We start from the raw sequence: 22,414 nt of genomic DNA, 5'->3' as shown, positions 1-22,414 counted from the left end.
TTGACTTTACTAAGTATTGCAGATGCATTTTTAATAAAGCTTTGTAGCCTTAGTAGCTATAGTAGTTGGTTCAAATCTATAGAAAACTATTTTTAACGTTAAAGTATTGGTGGGAATTAGGTTGTTTTTATTAAAATATATCGTTAATCTCTCGGTTTTTTCAATATTTGTTATTATTCCATTAGTTATCCATTCATTCTTCAATTATAAACCAGTTAATAAGGTTCGATTTTGGGTAGGATTATATGCTGGAATTTTTACTATCATCTTCGTTGTGTTATCAATCAAACAACTAGGGTATTCTTTGGATCTAAGATTTGCACCAGTCATCATTGTGTTTGCTTACCTTGGACCAGTAGCAGGGTTAATTACCGGGGCCATTCCTCTGCTTGCGAGACTGTATATTGGTGGAAATTGGTATCCTGACGTATTAGGTTGGACATTCGTCATGTTGTGTTTTATAATCATGCATTTATATATTTCACGTATTACTCCGATAAAAAGAGTTTTAATTCTATCTGGAATTTATGTGAGTATTTATATTATATTTGTATCAATTTTTCACAAAATAAAGGGTAATCCTTCCGTTCATCTTGAATATTTACTATTTGTGGTCCTAGGAGTTATTATTGCTACCTTTCTAATAGAGTCTTATGTCAAGCTGTATAGATTAAATAGTAAGTTGTCCTCCATGTATAAAAAGGTGGAGGAAAGTGAAGCAAACTATCGACTAATTACAGAAAATACCTTAGACCTAATTGTGGTTATGGATAATGAGAATTTTATTCGTTACTTTTCTCCTTCCCATAAGTTTGTTTTAGGATATGAAGAATCGGAAATGGAAGGGAACAAATTTTCAGCGTTTATTCATCCTGATGATGTTTGTACGGTTAGAAATACATTAAATGGGTTGTTTGAAAACCAAGAATCTCAATCGTTTGAATTCCGTTTTCAACACAAAAATGGGGATTGGATTGATGTAGAGTCCCGTTGCATGCCAGTATTGGGTGAAGACAATTCGATCGAACATATCGTCATAATTAGCCGAGATATCACTGCACGTAAAAAATCAGAAGAACTTCTCTTGCAATCTGAAAAGCTAGCAATTGTCGGTGAATTAGCAGCCGGAGTGGCACATGAAATAAGAAATCCTCTCACAACCATAAAAGGGTTTGTTCAACTTTATAAGAAGGAACATAATTCTGAAGAGTATTGTGATTTGCTCCTCAGTGAAATGGAACGCATCGAAATGATTACGAGCGAACTGCTTTCTTTGGGAAAACCTCAAGCGACCCATCTAAACCGTATGAATATAAGAGAATTAATTGAAAATACGCTTGATTTATTATCTCTTCAAGGCATTATGAATGATATACAATTTATCCTGAGTGTTGAAGAATCTCCTATTTTTATAACTTGTGAGAAGAACCAATTAAAGCAGGTATTCCTTAATGTGATAAAGAACGCTATAGAGGCCATGAATAATAGTGGGAAGATTCATATTAACATACGAAAAAGCGCAGATGGTAAGTGTATTATTTCTTTTCAAGATCAGGGTTGTGGCATACCTGAAGAACTGCTTCCTCGTTTAGGCGAGCCCTTTTACACTTTAAAAGAAAAGGGAACCGGGCTCGGATTAATGATCTGTCATAAAATTATTAAGCAGCACAAAGGCAGTATAACGTATCAAAGTATAGTAAACGAAGGAACATTAATTGAGATTTCGATACCGTTGGCGATTTAAGAATAGACGAGAAGAGTGGGCACCATCCAGTTTAGGAGGGAGCCCCTAAAGCTGATAAAGTATATTCAATTTCTTATGATAAACCATTGTAAAAAAGGTTTTTGCTTTAATGAAAGGGGAATTTAAATGGGGAAAAATATAGCATTTATTACAGATATTCATGGAAATGCTGATGCCTTAAAAGCAGCTCTACATGAAATTGACAATAGAGAAAATATAGAGCATATTTATTGCCTTGGAGATATGATTGGAATTGGTCATCAAACGAATGAAGTGTTAGATATGTTGTTTTCACGCCAAGACATTTCAATGATTACAGGTAATCATGATGAGGCTGTTCTAGGATTGATAAAGGGTGAAGTATACCCTGAAAGTCACAACGTAGGAGAGATGCGTAAACATCATGAATGGATTGCAGCTGACTTAGATTCTTCTTTTATTCCTAAGCTCGAGAAACTCCCAAGATATCTTCATACCAACATTGAACAGATACCGATTGCATTAATTCATTATCATATAAAAAAAGACAAACTAACTGAACATATAAGTAAAGAACCGTTTAGCCAAATTGTTGATCCATCCTATAAACATCTTAATCACTTATTCAATGATTTTGATGAAAAACTAATTTGTTTTGGTCATCATCATCCCGTTCATTTATTTCAAACAGACGAAAAAGCTTTTTTAAATCCTGGATCATTAGGTTGTAATAATGAACCCTTCGCCAAGTACAGTATTGTTAACTTCGATTCAGGTAGTATTTCTATAGAACTACAAGAAGTCCAATACGACCGCATGAAATTTCTTCATCAATACCAAAAGATACAGGTACCTTTTTATAAAGCCTTTTTAAAGATTTTCTATGGGATATAATTGTAGGTGAATTAGTTGTCGGAGTGCAGAGTACAACAAAAATGTGTAAAAGCGAGGAGATAAAATGTCCATAGATGATTTGAAAAAACAACTTGAACAAAGAAACAGCTTTGACCGTAAGATCGGTGTTCAGATTAACCAATTTGAAGAAGGGAATAACGTTCTAGAACTTCCCGTTACACCCTACCTGTTAAACCCCATTAATACGGTACATGGAGGAGTTTATGCGGTACTTCTTGATACTGTTATGGGTATAACAGCACGTACATTTACTGACTGTTCTCTAGTCACTGTTAATTTAAATATTAATTATTTGGAACCGACACAAGAGGGAGAAAAAATGGTGGCTAAAGCAAACATTATCCGCCATGGGTCAAGTCTAGTGACAGCGGAAGGTGAGGTAAGGGACAGTACGGGAAAATTGCTGGCTAAAGCTACGGGAACATTTAAAATCATGAATTAGAACAAAGAAAATATAAGAAGACTTTATTGTAATATTTCCTGTGACTCTATTTCCATAGAGCAGTGATGTGAATATAAGTCAGTTGTATAAAGTAGATTCCTAATTCATTAGGTTTACTTTTGCAACTGGCTTTTTATATTGACAAAATCACCTATCTCGCTGGAGCAATGATCCTCATGTACACCAATACATAAATTTCCAATATTATGGAATAATTTTGATGGATATATCACAAATTAACTATTAGTTTCATCACGAATTTCCATACGACCTGAATATAAGGAAGGAGCTGCGTATATTGTTTCGAAAAGTTCGAAAAAATTTACATAAAAAAAAACAACAACTGCAAGTTCCTGGACAACAAGCGCAGCTTTCATCTGACTTAGATGAAAACTTACATGTTCTTCGCTCCATGTATCAGGATTGCTTTGATGTGGTATTCAAGACGTTTTTGATTGGTGGACAAACAAACGCTGTGCTTGTTTATATAGATGGATTATCTAATATCGTGGAAATTGATGATCATGTGCTCAAACCGCTAATGTCTGAAACAGAAGGAAGGGTTCGTAGTTTACATGAATTGCTGAAAAAAATTCATATTTCAAAAACAAAAGAAATCAAGACAATTGTAGAGTGTATAGAAAATATCTCCATTGGTAATCCAGTACTTTTAGTGAATCAAGAAGAATGTGGACTTGCCTTGGGGTTGTCTAGTTGGGAAAAGCGATCAGTTGAAGAACCGTCTGCAGAGGGTGTCGTACGTGGACCGCGAGAAGGTTTTGTGGAAACAATAGCAATCAATACCTCTCTGCTGCGGCGAAAGATTAAAAGCCCTGCCCTCAAAATGAAATCGATAAAAATTGGACGCTATACTGACACGCTTGTTGTCATTGTATACATGGATGGACTTGCCGATCAAACCCTCATTAAGGAAGTCGAAAATCGCTTGCGGCGAATTGAAATTGATAGTGTATTAGAAAGTGGGTATATTGAGGAATTGATTGAAGACAATCCCCTTTCGCCTTTTCCTCAACTCGTCAATACAGAACGGCCTGATGTAGCTGCCGGAAATCTCCTGGAGGGACGTGTGGTGATTCTAGTTGATGGTACCCCTTTTGTCTTAATAGCTCCTATTACCTTTTTTTCCTTACTTCAATCGCCGGAAGATTATTATCAGCGTTACATGACTAGTTCAATCATCCGCTTGCTACGTTTTGTGTTTATTGTGTTATCTCTCGTTTTGCCTTCAATTTATGTAGCACTTCTTACCTTCCATCACGAGATGGTGCCGACCACCTTGCTGATTAGTATATTTTCTTCAAGGGAAAGCGTTCCCTTTCCAGCGCTGGTAGAAGCATTAATGATGGAGATTTCGTTTGAAGCGTTACGTGAAGCAGGGGTTCGGCTTCCGAAACAAGTCGGAGCCGCTATTAGTATTGTCGGCGCTTTGGTCATCGGTCAAGCTGCCGTTCAAGCAGGTTTGGTTTCTGCTCCAATGGTCATTGTTGTTGCAATTACAGGTATTGCTTCCTTTATGGTACCGCACTATTCACAAGGAATCGCGCTAAGGATGCTGCGCTTTCCTATAATGCTTCTTGCCGGCTTTCTAGGGTTATTTGGGATTATGCTTGCCGTGATTACAATCGTCATTCACTTATGTACGCTGCGTTCTTTTGGGGTTCCTTACCTCACGCCAATCGCTCCGATGAAGGGTGATGAATTAAAAGATGCCTTGATTCGTGCTCCGTGGTGGAAGATGAACAAACGGCCGCATTTAACTGGTGAATTCAACCCTTACCGACAGTCATCTGGGCAAAAACCGGACCCAACCCAAGGAGGCGAATAGTAGAGGAAAGACCTGATGAGGATGTGAACAGAAAATGATTCCACTTCTAGTACACTTCATGAAAACGTTTACCATTCTTCTCTTTTTATTGGCTAGCTTCCTGCTTTCTGGTTGCTGGGACAGAAGGGAAGTGAATGGTACGGCGCTGGTGCTAAGTGCCGCCATTGACAAAGAAAAAGGAAAAAACATCAGGCTTACCGTTCAAGTTTTGATTCCTCGCTCTGCAAGCAGTGGACAGCAGGGAGGCGGTGGAGCATATGAGGTCTTGGCGAGATCAGCGATTGGAGAAAATATGGCAGATGCTGCTTCAAAGCTCCAGATGAAACTTACACGCAAAATCTTCTGGGGACACTGCGAAACGTACATTATCGGGGAAAAGCTCGCTAAAGCAGGAGGTATACATAAGCAAATTGACTTTTTACTTCGCCACCCAGAACCTCGGGAACGTGCTCATTTGTATGTTAGTAATGGAAAAGCAGAAGAACTTCTGGAAAAAAAGCAATCAAATACTGATGCTTTAGAGACAAACGAGGGAGAATCACTCCGAAAGTTATCTGAGATGCGTTTTGGAGCGAATGTCACAGTGAAAGATTTTGAACAGATGCTAATAAGTGATTCGGGAGCAGCTCTGCTGCCTTTGATTAAAAAGGTACCGTCAATGCTTGGTATGAAAAGAGAAGAAATGATTACTAGTATAACCGGGACCGCTATTTTTAAGAAAGATAAAATGGTTGGTCAAATTGATATCAATGTTACAAGAGGATTGATGTGGTTAAGAAATGAAATCGAAGCGACAGGAGTTACAGTAAGCACCAAAAAAGGGGAAACTATAACCTTAGATCCCCTTCAGGCAAGAACGAAACTCCTTCCTACAATCAAGAATGGGAAATGGATAATCCTGGCAAAAATCACATCAGAAGGTACAATTATACAAAATGGAACCAATCTTGATGTTATGAGTCATACCATTACAAAGAGGATAGAAAAAGACATAGAAAAAGACATCAAACAACGCATTAACCTGTCCGTGAAACAAGTGAAGAAAGGGATGAATGTGGATGCGTTCGGTTTCGCAGAAGCATTTCATCGCAAATACCCGAAAGAATGGGAAAAAGTTAAAAATCATTGGGGTGAAATCCTTCCGCAGGTAGAAGTGAAAATTAATATTAATACGAAGGTACGCCTGCCTGGTTTGTCTACTACACCTGCAGTGTTAAAGGGAAGATGAGGTAGAAAAGAAATGAAATGGATAATGGTACTAGGAATAACAATTTGCATGATTCTAATCGCTTTGTTCGAATGGCCAAAAATGTCTCGGAATCAGAAAAAGGAGAAAGCGGCATTTGTAACCATAACAGCGATGGGATGGTTGCTCGCCATCCTTCTCCTTTTCTTTCCAGATATGCCGGGTCCTACGCAGTTGATTGATAAGCTTTTCAAACCGCTTGGTCAGATTATAGAGAAATAGCATGGTCATGGGATGTTAGTAAAAAGTAGGAGGTAAGTGAATGATTGAGAAGGGGAAAATTTCTTCATTTCAAATGGCAGTTATGATCGTACCAACGGTAATTGCAACTGCTGTTCTCATTGTTCCAGCCATTACAGGGAAGCACGCAGGACGTGATATGTGGATTTCACCAATTTGGGCGTCCCTTAATGGATATTTTACGATGTTTATCGTATTTCGATTACATAAATACTTTCCAAAAGAATCGTTTATCCAATACAGTGAACATATTATCGGCCGTCTTCTAGGAAAAGTGCTTGGGTTTGTCTACTTGCTCTTTTTTTTACATATATGCGGAATAATATGTCGGGAGTCCGCAGATTTCGTTATTACTTCCTTTCTCCCAAAAACTCCGAAAATCGTAGTCATTGGCGGCTTGGTTCTAGTCTGTGCATTTGCTGTTCGAGGTGGAGTGGAAGTACTGGGAAGATTAGCTCAATTGTTCGTTCCACTATTTTTGCTTCCACCCTTAATGTTTTTTCTTCTCATTCCGGACTTGAAAACAGAGAATATGTTTCCGATTATGGAGTATGGATTAATGCCCTCAATCCTTGGTGCAGTTGTTCCCCAGGCTTGGTTCAGCGAAGTTTTCCTCATATCGATGCTCCTTCCTTTTGTAACCGATCGAGAAAAGGGGGGGAAATGGGGAAACATCGCATTGTTATTTTCCATGCTCCTCCTAGTTTTCACTAATTTTGTTTGCATTTTTTTGTTTGGGGAAACAGTAACCAGTCTTAGCTATCCCCTTTTTACTGCTTTCAGGTATATTTCCATAGCAGATTTTTTTCAACACCTTGAGTCTTTTGTCATTGCTAATTGGTTGTTAGGAGCATTCATCAAAGTTGCCGTGTTTTTTTATGCATTTGTTCTCGGAACTGCCCAATGGATGCATCTATCAGACTACAGATCCCTTGTATTTCCACTTGGTGTTCTTGTGACTCTATTTAGTATATGGTCCTCCTCCAGCGGGCAAGAACTAAGCCATTTTCTAGGAACCATTATTCCTTTTTATATACCATTTTTGATGACGTTCATTCCGATGCTCCTTCTACTCATCGCTATAATACGAAAGAAGTTCATAGACAAAAAACAAAAGGACACTGACCCATCAGGTTAGCATAACTGGCCTCCACCCCTTGGATAGGCATGACGAAGGTATTAAAGGGCAAATGCCATCAATGACAGGTGAGAGCAGTGTAAAATGAGTCGACCATAATGGTCGATTTTTTTATTTCAAACGAGGAATATTGGTTTTATTTTCTGGAGCAATGATGTATTGGTACAAAAAATTAATTTATCCAATGGGCATAATTGTATTAATTAGTTCGATCATAATTGCTCATGGCTATATTGAGCACATTAATGAAGGATTAAAGGTAGTACCATACTACCTGTACCTTCCTTTGCAAATTGGTATCCCTATTTTATTAATAGTTATTGCCTGGATTAAAAATAAGGTGAAATCAGTATCGGTTTAGGCCTCTTTGTTATTTTTAAAAAAATGGTTGGACTTTGAAATAATGAGAGGAAGGAAGAAAAAAATATCACAACAATATCTTCTCCTGTTAACTTTTGCTTCATTTTTATAAAGCCATATAAAGCTTCATAAAAACCAAGGCCCTGAAGCAAATCCATTAATATAGCAAGGGTTATCACGAGGGAAAATATAAGAAAGAAAATGGATATCCTTTTCATGAGTACACCTACTTTCCTCTTTATCTTATTATTTGATGATAAATTACTATATATCCATAAAGGATATTGAAACCGAAGAGGTAGTATTACCTACTTTACGCCCAAATTGTAGTATCTTTAACAAAATTGTAATGTGTACATGCCCCTCCGACATAGGATACACGGATGAGTATTTATGTCGTATAGGAGGGGTTCAATTGCCAAAAAAGTGGTTGCTTCTTTTTGTATTTGCTTTTTTTATGTTGTCTAGTTTGTTTGTTGGTGTCCCGACAGGTTCTGCAGCTTCCAGTGGAAAATTTATTATCATTAACAAGACTATCAATCGGCTCGCATACTTTGAAAATGGTAAGTTTATAAAACAGTTCAAAGTAGGAACAGGGAGACAAAAATCGTATACACCAGAAGGCAGGTTCAAGATTGTAGTTAAGATTAAGAACAGGCCTTACTATAAGGGACACATTCCTGGTGGAGATCCACGTAATCCTCTAGGTAACCGCTGGCTTGGTTTGAACGCCCGGGGAACATGGGGAACGACATATGCAATTCATGGCAACAACAATCCAGCCTCCATTGGAGGGTACGTCAGCAGTGGCTGTATTCGGATGTATGATAATGAGGTTGAATGGCTGTTTAATCAGGTGCCAACAGGTACCACAGTTATCATCACATCGTCAGGTAAATCTTTCAATGCAATTGCGGCAGCCAATGGGTATAAAGTTAATGGCGGGTCTAGTGCACCATCTGTTCCTGATAGTTCCAGTGGAGAAATCCTTAAAAAAGGCAGTCGGGGTCCTGCCGTCCAAGAGCTTCAGCGCAAGCTGACCTCATTAGGATATAGTACGAAAGGTGTAGATGGTGTCTTTGGAGCAAACACAGATAGCGCCGTCCGCAAATTTCAACAGGCCCGTAAAATAACAGTTGATGGGGTTGTGGGGCCAGCCACGAAAAAAGCGCTCGGAATTAAATAATGGCTGTGTTAAAGGTCACTGTGATTTTATAGCCAAGTTGATTGGAGCGGAAGGCGCGAGACTCCTGCGGGAGGACGGGGCAGACCTCGCAGGCGCTTAGCGCCGAGGAGGCTCCACGGACAGCCCGCGGAAAGCGAAGCGCCTGGAGCGGAAATCAACAGCCCAGTTTAACAGAGCCTAAATATTAAATATAAACTAGTTGCTCCAATTGATGAGCAACTTTTTTTTGTATAGACAATAAAAACAAAAACACTTTATTATTACCAAAAATAAAACGGATGAAAAAGAAGAAACTTACACAAATTTAATATAAAAACCTTTACATAGAGTAAGATTCTAAATTTTTGGAGGTAATGGTATGAGTCGATTGGACAGGCTCAAGATGGAGAAAGTGGAACCAAAGCATTGGCGTCAGTTCAACGAGTTATTGCGTTATGTGTTCCAAGTGACCAAAAAAGACTTACAAACTGTGGGTTGGGAGGAACGTGAAATAGCATTAGCAAAACTGCCTGTTTTGGAACAGGCAGATGTGTTGGGTTGGTTTGATGGTGAAAAATTGATCTCCCAAGTAGCTGTCTATCCCTTTCAAGTAAATATTTTTGGACGAACATTTGAAATGGGAGGCTTGACAGGTGTAGGCACCTATCCGGAATACGCAAATTTGGGATTAATGAATAAGTTGATTTGGCAAGCGCTCGCAGATATGAAAGAAAGAAAACAATCGATTACCTATTTATATCCATATTCATTACCTTTTTATCGGAAAAGAGGTTGGGAGATTATTTCCGATAAGATGACCTTTGAAATAAAAGATTATCAATTGCCGAGGGTAAAAAAAGTCTCTGGCTATGTTGATAGGCTAACTACAGATCATCCAGACATTAAAACGGTTTACAAGCTCTTTTCTAGTAAACGACATGTAGCCATGATTCGAAATAATTTAGCTTGGGAGGAGTATTGGAGATGGGATTTGGAGGAATTAACAGCAGCTGTTTATTATGATAGTTCCCACCAGCCGCAAGGGTATCTGTTGTACTGGATATCTCATGATGTGCTTCATATCAAAGAAATGGTCTATATGAATGAAGAGACGCGGATCGGACTCTGGAATTTCATCAGTGCCCATTTTTCTATGGTATCAAAAGTTGTCGGAGCTATCTATACAGATGAACCCTTGGCATTTTGGCTGGAAGACGGGGATATTAAAGAAACAATTGCACCCTATTTTATGGCAAGAATTGTGGATGTTAAACAGTTTATAAATCAATACCCGTTTAGAGCACTAGGCATAGATATAAACCTGACAATATTGCTTAATGATCCACTACTTGAGTGGAACGAGGGATTATTCACACTCCATGTTTCCGCCACAGGTCAGGGAGAACTGACTCAAAGTGAGGATCAGCCTCTAGTGGTTGTTGATATCCAGACACTGACGACAATGTTACTCGGGTACAAACGACCATCCTATTTGGCAGCTATCGGCCGATTAACCAGCAATGACCAAACCGTGGAAATATTGGAGAATTTAATTGAACGACAGACTCCCTATTTCTCAGATTATTTTTGAATTAGATAAAGAAACAGTTAATTTCCTCTTTCGAAAAAATAAGGAAGAGGATTTTTATTAATTAGTTGTTAAAAATAAATATACCAACAAAGGGCAAATATAGTTTATTATTATGGAATAATATTTTTATCTTAAAGGAGATTTTTAATGAATTTTTCTGCCAAACAAATTGTCTTTATTAGTTTTATGCTTTTTTCAATGTTTTTCGGTGCAGGTAACCTTATATTTCCACCTTTTCTGGGGCAATCAGCGGGTGATCATCTTTGGACAGCTCTTGCTGGTTTTATAGTTTCAGCTGTTGGACTACCTATTTTAGGCGTTATAGCGGTTGCAAAGGCAGGAAGCTTTAACGAGCTAAACCAAAGGGTTCATCCTTTTTTTGCATTCATTTTCCCATTTTTGATTTATATAGCTATCGGACCTGGACTAGCTATTCCTCGTGCAGGGAGTCTTGCGTTTGAAATGGGGTTAGCTCCTTTTTTGCCAGGACATTTAGTAGGCAACCCTGTTTCTTTGTTAGTGTATAGCATCATCTTTTTTGGATTTGTGGCATGGTTGTGTATGTTTCCGTCGAAACTTATTGACCTTTTTGGGAAATTATTGACTCCTATTCTTTTGGCTTTAATTACGATTATTTTTATAAAGAGCTTAATTGACCCAATAGGTACATTTGCAGTACCGAAGGGGAATTATGAGACAAACCCTGTATTTCAAGGGGTATTAGATGGTTATTTAACTATGGATGCACTGGCTGCTTTAGCTTTTGGTATCGTGATAGCAAACACATTAAAAGCTCAAGGTGTCCACGACAACAAAAAAAGATCTTTATACATGATGTACGCAGGATTAGGTGCTGGATTGCTGCTAACCGTGATTTATCTAATATTGGGGTATTTAGGGGCGGCAAGTTCGTCTCTAGGACAAACGGAAAATGGGGCACAAATATTGTCCAATGTAATGACACACTTATTTGGTCAAAGCGGCACCTTTATTTTAGGCTTAGTCTTTACAATTGCATGTTTCTGCGTGTCCATTGGTTTAGTTACTTCCTGCAGTCAATTTTTCGCAAATGCCATACCAAAAATAGATTATAAGAAGTGGGTTATTATCTTATCTGTTCTGAGTACCGCTATTGCAAATTTAGGATTAACGCAAATATTACAGATTTCCGTTCCGATACTTGGGATGATCTACCCGTTGGCAATCGTAATTATCTTTTTAGGCCTGATCGATGATTTTATTAAAAGATATCCGCAGATTTATATCTATGTTGTAAGTTTTGTTGCCCTTTTTAGTATCATAGATACGATTAATAAAACTTTCCTCGCAAATAAATGGAGTGGGGTACTAGAAATTTTTCCTTTATATTCGGAAGGACTTGGTTGGGTAGTCCCAGCACTAATTGGATTAATAGTGGGGTATCTTATTGGGAGGTTAAGTGGTACCTCATCAGAAAACAAAAACCATTCGAGGTAATAGAAGATAATAATGAACATTAAAAAACACGGCTGATTCTAACCGTGTTTTTTGTCGGCTTTTTTCTCACTTAGAGCGCGGTAAATTTGCGTATACATACTGCCTTGAACAATATTTTGTAGGAAAAAGTCTCCAATAAGATTTAAGTATTCCTCATCCTCAAACATTTTTTTGTTTTGTAATTCCATTTCAGCTAAGCCTTCATATTTGGTAAGTAGTGCATATGTATGATCCTCACCTGAAACGGGTGTTAAAATCTCGACATTTTGATCATAATTCTCATTTCTGAATGTTTTTAGTTCCTTTAAATTTTCAATACCTTCTTTAAATTTATCCTGTTTGATCTCAAATGTCTGATACACAAAAATTGCCACTTGCAGCATCCCCTAGATGATATTTTACAAACCTATCATTACATTTCCCTCAGATACTAAATTTATTCTTCAATCAATGTTCTTCCATTAAAGCAGTAGGTTCCACGTTTGAAATGGAAATATTTCGTTCCACTTAAAAATCTCCTCTGGAGAATAATATCAATAGAAAACCTAGATATGAAAGGATTAGGTGGAAAAATGGAATCATACCAACCAGGACAAATCGTTCATATAATTATTCGGAACCCGCATGCACAGGATGTAGCCAATATCCAAGAAGCCGCAGTTGTGCAGAATCCTGAGAACCCTGATCAACTAGCACTTTTTGTCTACGAAACCTATTACCCTTTAACAGATGAAATTGCTGTCTATTCGTCGGCACATGAGGCGGAATCTGCTTATCAGGAGGCTTTTGGAATGGCAGAGATAGGGGATTATTATGGTTAAGCCTTTTGTTCCTCAACTCGTTTACGTTGAACCAAGTGCACTGGAATATCCACTTGGGAAAGAGTTAATTGCCAAATTTGAACATATGGGCATTGAAATAAGGGAAACAACTTCACACAATCAAATAAGAAATTTACCTGGAGATAATGATTTTCAAAAATACCGCACCGCTAAATCCACGTTGGTCATTGGGGTAAGGAAAACATTAAAGTTTGATACCTCCAAACCATCTGCAGAATATGCCATCCCGTTTGTGACAGGATGTATGGGCCATTGCCATTATTGCTATTTACAGACAACTATGGGCAGTAAACCTTATATTCGTACCTATGTCAATCTTGAAGATATTTTTGAGGCTGCAGAGAATTACATGAAAGAACGTGCACCTGAACCAACCAGGTTTGAAGCCTCCTGTACATCCGATATCGTAGGCGTTGACCATTTGACCCATACATTAAAAAAGGCCATAGAGTTTTTCGGACAGTCTGAATATGGCAAGCTCCGCTTTGTCACTAAATTTGCCCATGTAGACCATTTACTTGATGCTAAACACAATGGAAAAACTCGTTTTCGCTTTAGTGTCAATGACGATTATATTATCAAGAACTTTGAACCGGGAACATCAAGACTGCCCGATCGAATAGTGGCAGCAGGTAAAGTGGCAGGCGCTGGGTTTCCTTTAGGTTTCATTATTGCCCCGATATATCTGCACGAGGGATGGAAGGAAGGATATAAAGAAATGTTAGAAAAGCTGGAGGCGGAACTTCCGGAGTCGGCTAAACAGGATTTAACCTTTGAAATGATTCAGCATCGTTTTACAAAACCAGCTAAGCGTGTGATTCAAAAAAACTACCCGATGACAAAACTTGAATTAGATGAGACCAAACGTAAATGGAAATGGGGACGCTACGGGATTGGAAAATTCGTCTATACGAATGAAGAGCAAGAAGATATAAAAGATACTCTTGGCAGATATATTAACACCTATTTTCCGCAAGCAAAAATAGAATATTTCACATAGAAAAAGAGGGATTCAATTTGAATCCCTCTTCCTCTTCTTCTTCTTATGATTCAGTTGCATCTCGATTAAACGATGTCACTTGTTGTTCGCCGCCCTCATTAAGTTCGCTATCTCGTTTTATACGACCTTTGCCAACAGCAAGAGCCACAAAAACCCCGACTGCAATAAAGATGAGCCCTGTCAAGAAAACCGTAGAAAAAGAATCGGACCAGGCAATTTGAATAGCATGAATCACGCTATTTTGTATATCTTCAGGCATTTTTAAAAGACTCGGTTTGAGTAGTAAACTAAATAATGAATCCGTTTTTTCTGAAAGAGCTGTTAATGCTTGGTGTGCAATTGGATTTTCAGCACCATTAGCTGCAGTAACCATTTCTCCTTTAAGTGTGTGATTCATGATTGAATTTAAAACGGTAATCCCAATTGTTCCACCTATGGAGCGAAAGAAGGTGGAAGCTGATGTAACAGTCCCCAGTTGGGATTTTGGAAATTCATTTTGAATCGCAATCATTAATGTAGGCATAACTAAGCCCATCCCTAAACCAAGAACAACCATATATGCATAAGCAGTGTATTCGTTTGAATCGATCCCCATTGTACTCATTAAATAGAATCCTAAAGCACCAAGCAGCATACCTGCTGTTAGTACTGAGCGAAAGCTAAATCTTAGTAATAGTTGCCCGCCAATTATACTTGCAGCAATCAAAGCAATCATCATTGGAGTCATAGTAGAACCAGCCTGGGTTGGTGAAACGCCAAGAATACCTTGCATGTACATAGGTACGAACATAATGGCCCCAAACATACCAAGCCCAAGTAAAAATCCTAAAGCATTCATCGTTGCAAATGTTCGGTTTTTAAAAAATGAAAGATCCAAGATTGGTTCAATTGCTTTTCGTTCAATGAAACCGAAAATGATAAGCAGTATAATGGAACCACCGAAAATAAGGAAAGATGTGGTTGAGGCCCATTCAAATTTATCCCCGCCGAATGTCAAACCTAGCAATAATAGGACAATGGCAGGAATTAATGTGATAATCCCTAAATAATCAATATTAACTTTGCCTTTACTTGCAACTGTTTCGTGTTTGAATCCCATAAAGATTAAGATAGCGGAAAGAAGTCCAAAGGGAACGTTAATCAGGAAAATCCAGTGCCAGCTAATGCTATCAACAATAAGTCCGCCTAAGAAAGGACCGATAACTGAACTTAACCCAAACAGCCCACCAAAAATCCCTTGCCATTTAGCCCGTTGTTCAGCTGTAAAGATGTCCCCAATGATTGTCTGAGAAAGGGGCATAATCATCCCGCCGCCGATACCCTGAAGACCTCTATAGATGACTAGTTGTTCCATAGATGTTGCAGTTGCACACAGACCTGAACCAATAATAAAGATAATCGTTCCGATTAAATAGAGGAACCTTCTACCGTACAAGTCAGATAGTTTACCAACGATCGGGACAACCGTTGTCGATGTAATCATATAGGCAGTAGTAACCCATGCAAAAATGGTAAAGCCATTTAATTCCGAAATAATCGTAGGCATGGCTGTTCCTACAATGGTTTGTTCTAAAGCACTGAAAAACATACCAATAATTAAGCCGGTAATGATTAATTTTGTATTTATCTGTTTTTCTTCTATATTCATATCTTTTTCTCCTAACTGGATGTTATTAATTAAGTACCGTCATAAAATATACAATAAAACTGGCTGGTCAGTCAATCATTTTTATAGTAAAGGATAGTTGAAACATATCCTCTATATGTCAAAGTCATAAAAATCAGCAATTTCCTTGGTGTATTTTTCAAGTGTTGGAATTCCTTTAAAGTTAGAAAGCATCCCTTTAATGACAGGAAGGCGAGGGCTATGTTTGTTAATCTCCTCTTCAAGGACCTCTAGTGAGATTTCTAACGCTTCTCTACTTTCTAATTGATCGATTTCATTTCTTATTTTTTGGACAATATTATTTACATTTGCTGGTTCAAAACATTGCTTAGAGTTTTTAATTATTTTCCCCAACTTTTCTTCAGTTAAGAAGGGGGCTTCACTTGAAATCTCTTTTACGATACTATCCATCCTTCTCATCAAAAAGTGGGATAACTCTTCAATCTCAAACTCCGCTGGTTCCATAATCAATAAGCCTACATACGATTGAAACAACCCTTCAAGAATAAATGCCAGATCAATTGAGTAAGGCTCTGTGTTTGATCCATAAATAGAAACTAATCCTTTGCGGTATAATAAATTGAATTCAAAGCGCTTTTTAAAAAATAGCTTTTTAATTTCTTCATTCCTTGGGATAGCTTGTTCTTTGGAGAGCATTGTTAAAAACTCTTTATGTCCGATAAAGGTTCCGAAAAAAGCAGTGATTTGCTTAATGAATTTTTCTCGTGGGGATAAATCTTGGTTTTCAAAAACTAATCTACTTGATTCAATCGTCTCAAATATATATTCCAGAATTGCGAGTAATAAATCATCTTTAGACTTAAAATGTAAATAGAAAGCTCCTTTAGAAATATTACTTTCTGTAGCAATTTCTTGTATAGATGTCGAGGAAAAACCTTTTTGAGCAAAAAGCTTCATCCCTGATTTTATAATAACTTTCTCCTTTTCTGTCAAAATAAACCCTCCATTAATTGATGTTCCTATGCCATTATAATATTTCTTGACTTATGACCGGTTGGTCAGTATGATTAAATTTGTTATGACCGTATAGTCAATCCTATTCGAATCAGACAAAAATGTCAACAATGTATAAGAAGGAGAGAAATATGAAGAAAATCATTCAGTTTTCATTGAAGAACAAATTTGCCGTATGGCTGTTAACTATTATTATTACAATTGCTGGATTGTATTCGGGGATGAACATGAAACTCGAAACTATTCCAAATATCAACACACCACTTGTTTCAGTTTTGGCGGTATATCCTGGTGCGACGCCAGAACAAGTAGCTGAAAAAGTTACAGAACCGATTGAAAAACGAGTCGAAAATTTAGATGGGGTTTCGGTTGTAAGTTCTTCTTCGTTTCAAAACGCTTCATCTATACAAATAGAATACAATTTTGATAAAGACATGGAAAAAGCACAAAATGAAGTGAAGGAAGCATTGAGCAATCTGGAACTTCCGGACGGAGTAGAGGAACCTAAAGTTTCCCGGATGAGTTTTTCTGCATTCCCAGTCATGTCATTAAGTATTACAAATTCCAAACAATCTTTGGCAGAATTAACAAAAACAGCTGAAGAAGAGATTGTTCCAGAACTTGAAGGTATTGAAGGGGTATCTACCGTTCAAATTTCAGGTCAACAGGTTGACGAAGTTCAATTGAAATTTAATCAGACTAAATTAAAGGAATATGGCTTATCTGAAGAGACGGTAAAGAATTTGATCAAAGCTTCTGATGTAACCATTCCATTAGGATTATACACGTTTAAAGATACGCAAAAGTCCGTTGTTATGGATGGTAATGTTACTACAATAGACGACTTAAAAGCAATTAAAATTCCCGTCATTCCATCGGTAGGTGGCACCCAACAAGGAATGACGGGCAGTCAACAAAACCAGGGACAACAAGAAGGTATGACTGGAGGCCAAGTTACCCAAGGCAAACAATCTGCACAAGCACCTGCAGCTATCCCTACTATAGAACTAAAAGATATTGCCACAATTGAGGTAATTGGGAAAGCGGAATCTATTTCTAGGACAAATGGAGAAGAGTCCATCGGAGTGCAGATTACAAGTGCACAAGACGCAAATACAGTGGACGTTGTGAACGCCGTCAAAGAAAAATTAAGTGATTTTGAAGGTAAGATTGATGGCTTAAAGGTGACTACCATTTTTGATCAGGGGAAACCGATCGAAGAATCAGTTTCAACAATGCTGAATAAAGCCATATTTGGTGCAATTTTCGCCATGATTATAATTTTGCTTTTCTTAAGAAATTTCCGCACAACGATAATTTCAGTTATATCGATTCCATTATCCATATTAATTGCGATATTACTGCTAAAACAAATGGATATTACGCTTAATATGATGACACTTGGAGCAATGACAGTAGCGATCGGTCGAGTGATTGATGATTCGATTGTTGTCATCGAAAACATTTTTAGACGGATGTCACTTAAAAATGAAACATTAAGTGGTAAAGAATTAATTGTCGCCGCCACTAGAGAAATGTTTATGCCCATTTTTTCATCCACAATAGTAACAATTGCTGTGTTCCTTCCATTAGGCTTAGTAAAAGGTCCTGTAGGGGAAATGTTTTTACCTTTTGCATTAACCATCGTATTCGCATTAATGGCATCTCTATTAGTAGCCATTACGATTGTTCCGATGATGGCCCATTCCTTATTTAAAAAGGGCATATCAATGAAACAAGAACATGTGGAAAATAAACCAGGTAAATTAGCATTGGGATATAAAAAGGTTCTCAATTGGTCATTAAACCATAAAATCATTACTTTCGGTTTAGCTATTCTGTTATTAGTAGGCAGTTTGTTCCTTGTACCAGTAATCGGGGTAAGTTTCCTTCCGTCTGATGAACAAAAAATGGTTGTTGCCACTTATAAACCAGCACCAGGTCAAACATTGGATGAGGTTGAACGGATTGCAACCGAAGCAGAGGGATTTTTCAAGAACAGAGCAGGAGTTAAAACAATTCAGTTTTCCGTTGGTGGAGAAAATCCAATGAATCCAGGTCAAAGTAATTCGGCGATGTTTTTTGTTGAATATAATAAAGATACAAAAGACTTTTCACAAGAAACTGAAAATGTGATCAAAGATTTGAACAAAAGAAAAGATAAAGGCGAATGGGCTAGTCAGGATTTTTCAGGTATGGGTTCATCCAATGCTCTGTCGTTTAATGTATTTGGGGACAATATGAATGATATTGAACCAGTCGTAAACAATATTTCAAAAATTTTAAAACAAAATGATTCACTTAGAAATGTGAAAACTAGTATTGCGGATACTTATGAAGAGTATACCTTAGTAGCTGATCAGAAAAAGTTAAGTCAATTAGGACTTACTGCTGCGCAAGTTGGCATGGAACTAGCTGGTAATGGACAGCGTCAAGTATTGACAACAATTAAAAAAGACGGCAAAGAAATGAATGTTTATTTAGAAGTTGAGAAAGATGATTTTGAAGATATTAATGAACTTACTGATAAGACAATTCTATCCCCTATGGGTATAGCAGTCCCTATTAAGGATGTCATCGATATAAAACAGGGAAATACATCTGATACGATTACAAGACGAGATGGTCGTATCTATGCAAGTGTTAGTGCTGAAATTACTACCAAAGATGTCTCTAAAGTTTCAGCTGCGGTTCAAAAGAAAGTAGACAAACTAAAACTTCCATCAGCTGTCGATATTTCAGTAGGCGGGGTTTCGGAAGATATTGCAGAATCCTTTACACAGTTAGGCTTAGCTATGCTTGCAGCCATTGCGATTGTCTATTTAGTTCTCGTTATTACATTTGGTGGAGGGTTAGCACCGTTAGCGATTCTATTCTCTTTACCATTTACGATTATCGGCGGTCTTTTAGGGTTATTGATCTCTGGTGAAACCTTAAGTGTTTCTGCTATGATTGGTGCCTTAATGTTAATTGGTATTGTTGTAACGAATGCAATTGTATTAATCGACCGTGTTATTCATAAAGAGAATGATGGACTTTCAACAAGAGAGGCCATTCTTGAAGCAGCTGGAACACGCCTTCGTCCTATTCTTATGACAGCCATAGCGACAATTGGTGCACTTATACCACTAGCAGTCGGTATGGAGGGAAGTGGGCTTATTTCAAAGGGATTAGGTGTCACTGTCATCGGTGGACTGACAAGTTCGACGCTGCTTACATTAGTGATTGTACCGATTGTGTATGAAACGCTGATGAAAATGAAGCGAAAAGATAAGAAGCAAGTAGAGAAAGTTTTATAAGTAAGCAATGGTAAACTTATTGTTGATTTTGGCACCCTGTTGATTGGAGTGGAAGGCGCGAAGACTCCTGCGGGAGGACGGGGCAGGGGAGACCCCCGCAGGAGCGCAGCGACGAGGAGGCTCCCCGGACCGCCCGCGGAAAGCGAAGCGCCTGGAACGGAAATCAACAGGCAAGTTTCACGGTGCCTATAAGTAAAATAAAATGAATAGAAACTGATTCTCCGTTAACGCAACATTCACGGTAGGGTCAGTTTCTTATTTTTTACCGATTCCTTGACATTTAAAAAAAATGGAGTATAGTAGTATTCTTGTGTTGCCCGATTTGATTATTTCTTAAATATTCATGGATTGTTCATAATTAAATGCTAATATAGATGATAGACTATTGGGAACAGTATCCACCCATTATATTTAAAATAATGACTAAAATTATATAATAATAGACTACTAGGCAGGTGCTATATGAATAACTTATTGCAAAGAGGTCAAAGTATTTTTAATAAATATGTTGGCTTTTTCTTTTTGACTGTGTTTTTCCTATGGATAAAAACATATATCGTTCAGTTAACGCAATTTGACTTAGGAATAGAAAATTCACTTCAGAAGTTTCTATTATTTATCAATCCGCTCGGATCTGCCTTACTTTTCTTAGGACTTTCTTTCTTTTTAAAAGGGAGAAAAAAGTATATCGGGCTGATTGTCATCGATTTTCTTTTATCGATTTTATTATATGCGAATATCATATTTTACCGTTTCTTTAATGATTTTATTACTTTACCAACATTAACGCAGACACAAAATTTTGGCGATGTAAGCGGAAGTGTGACGTCCCTATTAAAACCGTATGATTTTTTATTCTTCATTGATATCATTATTTTGGCTGCCTTACTTGTTTTACGTTTTGTGAAAATAGAGGCTAATGACATGAATCGTGGGAAAGTCGCAGCATTATTCTCAATGGCTCTTGCGATTTCTAGTGCGAATCTAGCCTTAGCTGAAACGGACCGTCCTCAATTATTAACAAGAGGATTTGACCGAAACTATATCGTGAAATATTTAGGTATGTACAATTACACGATTTATGATGCCGTTCAAAGTACGAAAGCATCCGCTCAAAGGGTTATGGCGAGCAGTGATGATATTACTGAAGTCGTTAACTATACAAAATCGAATTATGCAAAGCCAAATCCAGCTTACTTTGGTGCTGGAAAAGGAATGAATGTAATCTATCTTCATCTTGAATCAATGCAAAACTTCCTTATTAATTACAAGTTGAATGGGGAAGAAGTAACACCATTTTTAAATTCATTAACGAAAGATCAAAATACACTTTACTTTGATAATTTCTTCCATCAAACAGGACAAGGTAAAACGTCGGATGCTGAATTTATGTTAGAAAATTCATTATATGGATTACCTCAAGGGTCAGCGTATACGACAAAAGGTTTAAACACCTATGAGGCTGCTCCCGCAATACTCGGTCAGCAAGGCTATACTTCTGCAGTATTTCACGGGAATTCAGGAAGCTTCTGGAATCGTAATGAAATTTATAAATCATTTGGTTTTAACAAGTTCTTTGATTCAAACTATTATCAAATAGATTCTAAAGATCTAGCTGAGTATGGACTGATGGATAAGCCATTTTATGAACAATCGATTCCACTTTTGGAATCTTTACCAGAGCCATTCTATACAAAATTTATTACCGTCTCGAATCATTATCCGTACCCGATTAATGAAGAAGACGCAACGATTGCACCAGGTACAACAGGTGATAAATCGGTTGATGGGTATTTTCAAACTGCACGATATGCGGACGAAGCATTGAAGCAATTCTTTGACTATCTGAAAAAATCAGGTTTATATGATCGTTCCATTATTGTGATGTACGGGGACCATTATGGTATTTCAGAAAATCATAATAAAGCAATGGCACAGGTAATGGGAAAAGAAATTACACCATTTGAAAATAGTGGATTACAGCGCGTGCCATTATTTATTCGTGTCCCAGGAATGGAAGGTGGAGTAAACCACGAATACGGTGGTCAAATCGATCTTCTTCCAACACTTCTTCACTTGCTTGGAACTGACACAAAAGAATATGTCCAATTTGGTACCGACCTATTATCTGAGCAGCATGATGATGTAGTTCCTTTCAGAAATGGAGGCTTTGTAAGTTCAACTATCACCTCTATTGATGGTAAGTTCTATGATTCCAAAACGGGAATGAAATTAGATAAAGCTAAAACCGAAGAAGCTAAGAAAGATCAGAAAATCGTCGAATATAAATTAAAGCTATCAGATAAAGTTGTAAATGGAGATTTATTACGTTTCTACAAACCTGAAACGTTTATTCCTGTCGACCGTTCAAAATATAACTATAATCCCACGACTGATGTGGAACCCAATAAGTAAGTAAAACCAAGAGGGCTGCCTAAGTAAATTTTCTTAGGCAGCCCTCTTTGTGCATTTCGTTTCTATTTCCTGAAT

At 37.6% G+C, this 22,414-nt stretch carries 19 protein-coding genes; 15 read left to right on the top strand and 4 right to left on the bottom strand.

What is annotated here, in order from left to right:
- Positions 1–121 precede the first annotated feature (121 nt).
- The 8 genes from COE25_RS07155 (at position 122) to COE25_RS07120 (ending at position 7,911) form a co-directional block, all read left to right on the top strand.
- Positions 122–1,744, top strand: a complete 1,623-nt coding sequence (locus COE25_RS07155; RefSeq protein WP_098932086.1) for an ATP-binding protein — start codon at positions 122–124, stop codon at positions 1,742–1,744.
- A 126-nt stretch (positions 1,745–1,870) separates the two neighbouring features.
- On the top strand, positions 1,871–2,617 hold the full coding sequence (locus COE25_RS07150; RefSeq protein ID WP_098932085.1) for a metallophosphoesterase family protein: 747 nt from the start codon (positions 1,871–1,873) through the stop codon (positions 2,615–2,617).
- 64 nt (positions 2,618–2,681) lie between these two features.
- Positions 2,682–3,080, top strand: coding sequence for a PaaI family thioesterase (locus COE25_RS07145; RefSeq protein WP_098932084.1), 399 nt, complete (start codon positions 2,682–2,684; stop codon positions 3,078–3,080).
- A gap of 298 nt (positions 3,081–3,378) precedes the next feature.
- Positions 3,379–4,926, top strand: a complete 1,548-nt coding sequence (locus tag COE25_RS07140; RefSeq protein ID WP_257208717.1) for a spore germination protein — start codon at positions 3,379–3,381, stop codon at positions 4,924–4,926.
- Positions 4,927–4,960: 34 nt separating this feature from the next.
- Positions 4,961–6,154, top strand: coding sequence for a Ger(x)C family spore germination protein (locus COE25_RS07135; RefSeq protein WP_098932082.1), 1,194 nt, complete (start codon positions 4,961–4,963; stop codon positions 6,152–6,154).
- Between the two features lie 12 nt (positions 6,155–6,166).
- The gene (locus COE25_RS07130) at positions 6,167–6,394 is read left to right on the top strand and encodes a hypothetical protein (RefSeq protein WP_098932081.1); all 228 of its coding nucleotides are present in this window, start codon (positions 6,167–6,169) and stop codon (positions 6,392–6,394) included.
- A 40-nt stretch (positions 6,395–6,434) separates the two neighbouring features.
- Complete coding sequence (locus COE25_RS07125) at positions 6,435–7,550, top strand: GerAB/ArcD/ProY family transporter (RefSeq protein ID WP_098932080.1); 1,116 nt, start codon at positions 6,435–6,437, stop codon at positions 7,548–7,550.
- A 130-nt stretch (positions 7,551–7,680) separates the two neighbouring features.
- Positions 7,681–7,911, top strand: a complete 231-nt coding sequence (locus tag COE25_RS07120) for a hypothetical protein (protein WP_098932079.1) — start codon at positions 7,681–7,683, stop codon at positions 7,909–7,911.
- Here the strand turns inward: COE25_RS07120 and COE25_RS32500 are convergent.
- Complete coding sequence (locus tag COE25_RS32500; protein ID WP_098932078.1) at positions 7,880–8,128, bottom strand: YczF family membrane protein; 249 nt, start codon at positions 8,126–8,128, stop codon at positions 7,880–7,882. The genes COE25_RS07120 and COE25_RS32500 overlap by 32 nt on opposite strands.
- A gap of 197 nt (positions 8,129–8,325) precedes the next feature.
- Between COE25_RS32500 and COE25_RS07110 the strand changes: the two genes are divergently transcribed.
- From COE25_RS07110 to brnQ, 3 genes are all read left to right on the top strand, one after another.
- A complete protein-coding gene (locus COE25_RS07110; RefSeq protein ID WP_257208716.1) occupies positions 8,326–9,096 on the top strand; it encodes a L,D-transpeptidase family protein in 771 nt (256 codons plus the stop codon).
- Between the two features lie 358 nt (positions 9,097–9,454).
- Positions 9,455–10,666, top strand: coding sequence for a GNAT family N-acetyltransferase (locus COE25_RS07105; RefSeq protein ID WP_098932077.1), 1,212 nt, complete (start codon positions 9,455–9,457; stop codon positions 10,664–10,666).
- A 147-nt stretch (positions 10,667–10,813) separates the two neighbouring features.
- Positions 10,814–12,142, top strand: coding sequence for a branched-chain amino acid transport system II carrier protein (gene brnQ, locus COE25_RS07100; protein ID WP_098932076.1), 1,329 nt, complete (start codon positions 10,814–10,816; stop codon positions 12,140–12,142).
- Positions 12,143–12,180: 38 nt separating this feature from the next.
- Here brnQ and COE25_RS07095 read toward each other — a convergent pair whose 3' ends face one another.
- Positions 12,181–12,525, bottom strand: a complete 345-nt coding sequence (locus COE25_RS07095; RefSeq protein ID WP_373605341.1) for a hypothetical protein — start codon at positions 12,523–12,525, stop codon at positions 12,181–12,183.
- A 189-nt stretch (positions 12,526–12,714) separates the two neighbouring features.
- Here COE25_RS07095 and COE25_RS07090 point away from each other — a divergent pair, with 189 nt between their 5' ends.
- Complete coding sequence (locus COE25_RS07090; RefSeq protein ID WP_098932306.1) at positions 12,715–12,963, top strand: transcriptional regulator SplA domain-containing protein; 249 nt, start codon at positions 12,715–12,717, stop codon at positions 12,961–12,963.
- The gene (splB, locus tag COE25_RS07085; protein WP_098932074.1) at positions 12,956–13,984 is read left to right on the top strand and encodes a spore photoproduct lyase; all 1,029 of its coding nucleotides are present in this window, start codon (positions 12,956–12,958) and stop codon (positions 13,982–13,984) included. Before COE25_RS07090 ends, splB begins: the two co-directional genes overlap by 8 nt.
- A gap of 43 nt (positions 13,985–14,027) precedes the next feature.
- Here the strand turns inward: splB and COE25_RS07080 are convergent, their stop codons facing one another.
- Positions 14,028–15,632, bottom strand: coding sequence for an MDR family MFS transporter (locus COE25_RS07080; protein ID WP_098932073.1), 1,605 nt, complete (start codon positions 15,630–15,632; stop codon positions 14,028–14,030).
- A gap of 111 nt (positions 15,633–15,743) precedes the next feature.
- A complete protein-coding gene (locus tag COE25_RS07075; protein ID WP_098932072.1) occupies positions 15,744–16,604 on the bottom strand; it encodes a TetR/AcrR family transcriptional regulator in 861 nt (286 codons plus the stop codon).
- Between the two features lie 152 nt (positions 16,605–16,756).
- Here COE25_RS07075 and COE25_RS07070 point away from each other — a divergent pair, with 152 nt between their 5' ends.
- Together COE25_RS07070 and ltaS are read left to right on the top strand one after the other, a co-directional pair.
- Entirely contained in the window at positions 16,757–19,924 is a 3,168-nt protein-coding gene (locus tag COE25_RS07070) for an efflux RND transporter permease subunit (RefSeq protein WP_098932071.1), read from the top strand.
- Between the two features lie 462 nt (positions 19,925–20,386).
- Positions 20,387–22,339 carry a lipoteichoic acid synthase gene (ltaS, locus tag COE25_RS07065; protein ID WP_088086778.1) on the top strand — a complete coding sequence of 651 codons (1,953 nt, stop codon included), beginning with the start codon at positions 20,387–20,389 and terminating at the stop codon, positions 22,337–22,339.
- The last annotated feature ends 75 nt before the right edge of the window (positions 22,340–22,414 follow it).

Origin of the sequence: Bacillus sp. AFS031507 (genome assembly GCF_002584635.1) — a bacterium.
Lineage (GTDB): Bacteria > Bacillota > Bacilli > Bacillales > Cytobacillaceae > Neobacillus.
Note: the sequence above shows the minus strand (reverse complement) of the source record. Positions and strands in the feature narration are given on the sequence as shown.